Here is a 6,868-nt window from a genome sequence, read left to right as displayed (position 1 = left end):
TCGTTGCCATCGCCTCCTTTTAATTCGTCGTCATCGCCTTCTCCCCCTTTTAATTCGTCGTCGCCGATATCGCCTGCCTTGGATATCTTTTCCGGCATTGCCAGTAAAGTTGATCGTTGCCATCGCCGCCTTCTAATTCGTCATCGCCTTCGCCTGCATCGAGGAAGTCGATACCGCTGCCACCATTTAAGATATCGTTGCCTGCTTTGCCGTAAAGTCGGTCGTTGCCATCGCCGCCGGATAAACTATCGTTGCCTTCGCCACCGTCGATATAGTCATCGCCTGCTTTTCCTAATAATTGGTCATTGCCTTCATTGCCGAAGATGCGGTCATTGCCGTTACCGCCATCGAGGATATCATCTCCTGCTTGTCCATATAATTGATCGATGCCTTCGCCGCCGGATAAACTATCGTTGCCGCTGCCACCTTCGAGGTAGTCATCACCGCCTAATCCTAAAAGTTGGTCGTCGCCTTCATTGCCGAAAATGCGTTCGCGTAGCGTGCCGGAGGCATATCGCTTCCTTCTCCTCCATCTAATAAATCATCGCCTGCTTGTCCGAATAATTGATCGTTGCCTTCGCCACCGGATAAACTATCTTTGCCTTCTCCACCTTCCAGGTAGTCATTGCCGGAAAAACCTACAAGTTGGTCGTCGCCTTCAGCACCAAAAATACTATCCTTGCCTGCGCCGCCATCGAGGATATCGTCGCCAAGTTCTCCTAATAACAGGTCATCGTTATCGCCGCCGGATAAACTATCGTTGCCGCTACCGCCAGAGAGGTAGTCATCGCCTGCTTTACCTAATAATTGGTCGTTGCCTTCGCCGCCGGATAGAGTATCGTTGCCGTTACCAGCATCAAGGATATCGTTACTTGTTTGACCGAGAAGGTTATCGTCTCCATCTCCGGCGTCTAAACTATCGTTGCCAGCGCCACCATCGAGGTAGTCATCTCCAGCTTGTCCGAAAAGTTCATCATTATTATTGCCGCCGAAGATGGTATCTTTGCCTTCGCCGCCTCCTACCATATCATCTTCTCGACCGTAAAGTTTATCGTCGCCTGCCGCACCAGATAAACTATCATTGCCGTTACCGCCATCGAGGATATCGTCGCCAGTTTGACCGAATAATTGGTCGTCGTTGTCGCCACCAAAAACTGTATCGTTGCCGTTACCGCCTGCGAGGATATCTTCTCCAGTTTGACCGAATAGTTGGTCGTTATCTTCACCGCCGTCGAGGGTATCGCTACCTTCTCCACCGTCGAGATAGTCGTTGCCAGAATTGCCGAAAAGTTCATCTTTGCCTTGATTGCCTCTGATGCTATCTCTTCCCATTCCTCCTTCTAAATAATCGTCCCCTCCTTGTCCGTAAAGTTCGTCGTCGCCTGCACCAGCAATCAGACTATCCTTCCCTTCCCCACCAGCAAGATAGTCATCGCCTGCTTCTGCTAACAGCAAGTCATCGTTTTCACCACCCCAAAGTTTATCGTTACCTTCGCCAGCGACGAGGGTATCGTTTCCTGCTTGTCCGCTGAGTAAGTCGTCGCCTGAACCAGCATTTAATAAGTCATTATCGTCGCCACCATCGAGACTATCGTTACCCGTCCCGCCGGATAAGAAATCTTCGCCTTCATCGCCGTATAATTCATCGTTGTCAGCTTCGCCGTAAACGCTGTCATTTCCTTCACCTCCGCTAATAAAGTCGTTTCCAGCACCTCCGAATAAGGTATCTATCCCCGCTTCGCCGTAGATAATATCGTTGCCTTTGCCACTATCTCCCGCGACAAAGTCATCGCCTTTTCCCGCAAAAATTTCATCATCGCCATCGCCGCCGCGAATGTAATCTTTGCCTTCATCGCCGTTGATTAAATCTTTCCCTTCATTGCCATACAACGAGTCGTTGCCAAAACCGCCGGAGATATTGTCGTTGCCTTTTTCGCCGTAAAGTTTGTCGTCGCCGCCGCCACCTTTTAGGACGTCATCGCCACTATCTGCGGTGATGATATTGGGGTTGTCGTCGCCGATAAGTTCGTCGTTGAAGCGAGAACCGACTACATTTTCAATCGTGGAGATATTGTCCTTGCCTTCAACGGAAAAGATAATATCGTTGCCACCCCATCCATCGATGGCGCGTCCGCTTTCTAAGTTTACCCGAACTCCATTAGGGTCGCGACGATAACTAAGGATATCTTCCCCATCTCCGCCGTCGAATTTGTCGTTTCCGGCGTTACCGATGAGGAAGTCATTACCTGCAAAAGTTTGGATATAGTTATCCTTGCTGTTGCCAATTAAGATATCGTCGAAAACAGTTCCATCGATATCTTCTAAGTTTTTCAGGATATCGATTATGCCGAAACCATCTTTACCCGTCCCGCTGTTGATTTGGAAGTCTGGTTCGAGGTTAAGATAGTATTCAATGGGGTTGACATCGGTGACGAAAAGTGATTCGTGGAGAGTGCGATCGCTTTCATATCCCTTGCTTTCATCGATGTTGACGATAACGCCATTGGGAGAGTCAAAATAGTTAACTTTATCGACGCCTTCACCGCCATCAATCAAGTCATCTCCCTCTTCTCCAATTAAGAAGTCATCGCCAGCATCGCCATAAAGAGAGTCGTTTCCGGTATTCCCATTCAGGGAATCTTTGCCATTTTGACCTTTGAGAATATCATCGCCTTCATTGCCTTCTAAAAAGTCATTGCCATCGCCACCTTCTAATAAGTCGTTGCCGCTGTTTCCAAATAGAAGATCGTTACCTGCTTTGCCGTAAAGTTTATCATCGCCACTACGACCAAAAAGCGTGTCTGAATTTGCACCGCCATCGAGGGTATCGTTATCTGCGCCGCCGTCGAGGTAGTCATTACCATCGTTGCCGAATAATTTATCGCGTCCGATGCCGCCGGATAATTCATCGGCACCAATTCCGCCATCTAAAAGGTCATCGCCTGCGTTGCCAGAAAGTACGTCATTTCCTGCTTGTCCGTAGAGTTTATCGAATCCTTTTCCACCTTCGAGGTAGTCGTCGTTGTCGCCACCTTCTAAGGTGTCGTTGTTGTCGCCGCCGTAGAGAGAATCGTTGCCAGAATTGCCGTAAAGTTGGTCGTTTCCTTCATCTCCATAAAGTTCGTCGTGTCCTGCTTCACCATCTAGCAAGTCATCATTTAACCCGCCATAAAGCGAGTCTTTGTCATCGCCGCCAAATAAAGTATCGCTACCTGCTTCTCCTTTTAAGAGGTCGTCCCCTTTTTCGCCGCGCAAGTCGTCATTTCCATTCCCGCCGTAGAGGGTATCTTTGCCAATTCCGCCGTAAAGAGAGTCGTCGTTTTCTTCTCCTCTTAAGTCGTCATCTCCTTCTTCGCCATAAAGTTTGTCGAATCCTTTACCGCCGTATAAACTATCGTTTTCACTACCGCCATAAAGCGTATCGTCGCCATTTTCTCCCCGCAGGTCATCTTCGCCTTGTTCGCCGCGTAATTCGTCGTTATCATCGCCTCCGTAAGCGGTGTCGTTATCAAGACCACCGTAGAATTTGTCGTTTCCTTTCTGTCCCCAAAATAGATCGTTTCCACCTTGACCGTAGAAGGTATCGTCAAAGTCACTTCCGGTCATTGTGTCGTTACCAGGTGACCCGCTGATGATTTCGATATTGACAAGAATATCTACATTACCAAACCCGTCTTGGACTTCAAAAATATCAGATTCAGGAAATTTCTTGGTTTGTACGTTAATGCCATCAGGACTAGAGGAATAATCAGCGGTATCGTTACCTTCTCCACCGTCTAAAACATCGTAACCTTTGCCGCCTATTAACTTGTCATCTCCACCTTCTCCCTTCAAAACATCATTTCTGCCTTTGCCATCAAGAGTTTCAGGGTCTTTTGTACCAACTAACCAATCGTCCTCATCCTCAGTTGCTTGTCCTGGATTTTCTTCACCTTCTGGAAAATAGTATCCTTGAGGTTGTAATTGATAAGCAAACTTTTGGAAAGTATCCTGAATACCAAGATTTTCACCTAAGTATGATTTAGGCAAATCTTTATTACCAAGTGCATGTCCCTCTGTAACGCTGAATGCTGCAAAAGGATCGTATAAAATTCCTCCAATACCAGATCAAATTTTATACTCTTTTGTCAAGGCGATCTTAATCAAAGGAACAAGAGGTCTTGCTACTCCTTATAAAATATTTCCTCCTACATAAAAACCGAATAATGCGCCTAATCCCCCGCCTCCTAAATAAGCTGTTATTGCTGCTGATAAAGTACCAGCAATTAGTTTAGCTACAGCTTCATCTGAACCAGTTTGAAAATAGGTAATTGGGTCGTCGGGATTAGAATTTATAAGACTCGCAGAGCGATTGTTATTTAATCCCCCCGCAGAAGCATAATCAGTTGGAGAACCAAGAGCTATAACTCTGACACGGTTGGGATCGTAATTAATAACTGTCAATCCATCTTCAATAAACAGATTGCCTTGAGAGTGCGGTGTAAAAATTACGGAATCCTTCGATGTTGGAGAAAGTCAATCTCCTGCCTTACCTGTCCAACTCTGATTAACGCGATTACTAACGCTAAGATCATCAGTATAGATTTGGTAAAGCGTTTCAGATGCATCAATAGCAGCTCCAGCAACAACTCTTGCAATTACCTCTGCTACTGCTTGTCCGGTTAGCGGTGCTGTTACTATCCCCCCAGTTTTTAAATCAGCGGCTATACCAGAAACAAGAATATTAAAAATATCTTGCATACCTGGAAGTGCGGATGGATTTTGCGTTCCATCTAATTTCATTGAGCTTGGTAAATCATTGATTCTAAGAGCATCACCCACATCCTTTTTCTGCTGTGCAAAATCTGGTACCAAAACCTTGTTCATGAAAAATACGTGGGTTTTACCTCTATCTTTAATAGTTTGTTCGAAAACTTTATCAAAATTGAATTCAGAAGTAGACATGATGATTTGTCCTCTTGTGGTAGATGTGAAAAGTTGTGAAATAAGAGCAAGTTGCATAACCCGCCAGGGGTTTAAACCCAAGGGCTTTTAGCTAAAGTCCTCTTAAGAGGACTAAATATTTACAAAGTCAACTCTTCAGTCCATTTAAATGGACTTTCGCTATTAGCCCGGAAATTGATTTCCGGGCGGGTGGATGGTAACGGCGCATCTGTGCGATACGATGATCGCGGGGTATGTCTGATGGCAGGCGATCGCATACCAAAACCACATGCGATCGCACTAAATAATCCCTGTCATCTACTTCGGTTTTTTCACCTCAATTTTGTACAGCAATTCTTCTTTCGGTTCTTCTTTTTTAGGGGGTTTCTCGTCTAATAACATCAGAGTTCCCACAACCAGTGCTAATAAACCGAGGCCAATTTCCATAGGATTCTCACCAAAGGTAATAGAGTTAAGCGAATTTACGAGATCGATACGCCTACGACATGCCAAGCGATCGCACATCAACAAAACTCTCAATTATTACAAATGTTCTTGCCTCAAACTGTTTGCAATACTTGAGGCTATTTGTCATCTCCAATAATTTGATGCAAATAATCTCCTACATTTCCATAAATTCCACCAGACCAGTTTTAGGTCAGTAGATTCACTTGGATTAATTGAAAAACTGATATAAAATTGACCTTGACAATTGCAAAGAGAGGGTGTAATGGCAAGTCTGAGAGCTTCTAAGCAAGGATTAGCCAGAATTCAGCAAGCCAGAAAACAAAAAGGGTGGACAATAGAAGACGAGCAATGGCTTTTAGAGGCGAGTAAGATTTTGTACCCAGAGCAAGATTGGCAACCGGGATGTTACGCTCCTGGTTGTTCAGAATCAAGTTTCAAACGTTTTTTGGCAGGCAAACTGATTCGTCCTGCTGTTTTTAAGGCTTTCTGTCAAGTTTTAGAGCTAAATTGGGAAGAAGTTGTTGAGCGTATCGCGATTTGGGAAACTAAACCCGATCCTGTGGATCTAAAGCAACTAAGTCCCAATCTACTTCTACTAGAAACACGGCAATCTTATCAAACACAATTGATACTTAAGTTAAACACAAATTTTGACCGACTAGACGAGCAACTGTTGAAAGCTATTGTTGAATTTATCATCCAACTTTCTGAAGACTCGTCATTAACTATACGAAAAGTAGGCAAAGGTTGTGTATTGCTGTTATTTGAAGGTTCGCAAGCAGGATGCGATCGCATCGAAACTCTATTCAGAACCGGACAGCTAACCGAAATCTTAGGAATTCCCGTTTTATCGGTCCACGTCGAACCTTTACCAGACCTCTCACGGTCAGAGATACTACAACAATTGCGGCAAGAACTAGAAAATCTCTTTAACGCAGATTGGCAACCACCAGAAAGATTACTCGCAAGTAGTAACGTGCGTTCTAGCACTGATACCAGCACACTAGAAAACAGCATCAGACGCGCCAAAGAAATCAACTTGGGGTCAGGAAAAGCTGTAGTGCTGGTTATCCAAATCACGCCTGAATCTGAAGATGAAGTCGAGGTAAATATCTGGGTTTATCCTACTAGAAATACCATTCACCTGCATGGGGGGATGCAAGCGATGGTGCTAGATGAATTTGGCGAAATTGTCCCGGATTTGCAGGCGCAAGCTGGAAATACTCAAGATTCGATACAACTTCCATTTAGCGTTGAGCCTGGAGAGCCGTTTGGTGTCAGAATAATTTTAGGCGATTTTATAGTCACCGAATATTTTTGATTTTTCTCGTTCCCAGGCTCCGGCCTGGGAACGACTGGCGGGAGGTTCTGCCTCCAGTTGCACCTAAAAGAGGCAGGAGCCTCAAGGGAGGTGCATTCCCAGGTAGAACCTGGGAACTCGTTAAACGACTGGCGGGAGGTTCTGCCTCCAGTTGCA

At 45.3% G+C, this 6,868-nt stretch carries 7 protein-coding genes; 1 reads left to right on the top strand and 6 read right to left on the bottom strand.

Going from position 1 to position 6,868, the window contains the following annotated elements; translation table 11 throughout:
- Positions 1-49: 49 nt before the first annotated feature.
- The 6 genes from MiSe_RS53430 to MiSe_RS51755 form a co-directional block, all read right to left on the bottom strand.
- Entirely contained in the window at positions 50-355 is a 306-nt protein-coding gene (locus tag MiSe_RS53430; protein ID WP_507770243.1) for a calcium-binding protein, read from the bottom strand.
- Entirely contained in the window at positions 292-441 is a 150-nt protein-coding gene (locus MiSe_RS54505) for a hypothetical protein (RefSeq protein ID WP_264197076.1), read from the bottom strand. The genes MiSe_RS53430 and MiSe_RS54505 overlap by 64 nt, the downstream gene beginning before the upstream one ends.
- A 12-nt stretch (positions 442-453) precedes the next feature.
- Positions 454-4,029 (bottom strand): calcium-binding protein, encoded by a 3,576-nt coding sequence (locus MiSe_RS46665; protein WP_264197075.1) that lies wholly within the window; start codon positions 4,027-4,029, stop codon positions 454-456.
- Between the two features lie 141 nt (positions 4,030-4,170).
- Positions 4,171-4,443 (bottom strand): hypothetical protein, encoded by a 273-nt coding sequence (locus MiSe_RS46660; RefSeq protein ID WP_226593805.1) that lies wholly within the window; start codon positions 4,441-4,443, stop codon positions 4,171-4,173.
- Positions 4,444-4,515: 72 nt separating this feature from the next.
- Complete coding sequence (locus MiSe_RS46655) at positions 4,516-4,944, bottom strand: hypothetical protein (RefSeq protein ID WP_226593803.1); 429 nt, start codon at positions 4,942-4,944, stop codon at positions 4,516-4,518.
- A 297-nt stretch (positions 4,945-5,241) separates the two neighbouring features.
- Positions 5,242-5,370: a hypothetical protein gene (locus tag MiSe_RS51755; RefSeq protein WP_264197073.1), complete on the bottom strand. Its 129-nt coding sequence runs from the start codon at positions 5,368-5,370 to the stop codon at positions 5,242-5,244.
- A gap of 283 nt (positions 5,371-5,653) precedes the next feature.
- On the opposite strand from MiSe_RS51755, the gene MiSe_RS46650 reads away from it, so the two are divergent.
- Entirely contained in the window at positions 5,654-6,712 is a 1,059-nt protein-coding gene (locus MiSe_RS46650; protein ID WP_226593801.1) for a DUF1822 family protein, read from the top strand.
- Positions 6,713-6,868 lie beyond the last annotated feature (156 nt).

The organism is Microseira wollei NIES-4236 (assembly GCF_020521235.1).
GTDB classification, from domain to species: domain Bacteria; phylum Cyanobacteriota; class Cyanobacteriia; order Cyanobacteriales; family Aerosakkonemataceae; genus Microseira; species Microseira wollei.
The sequence above is the reverse complement of the archived record's forward strand: the minus strand, read 5'-3'. Positions and strand labels throughout refer to the sequence as shown.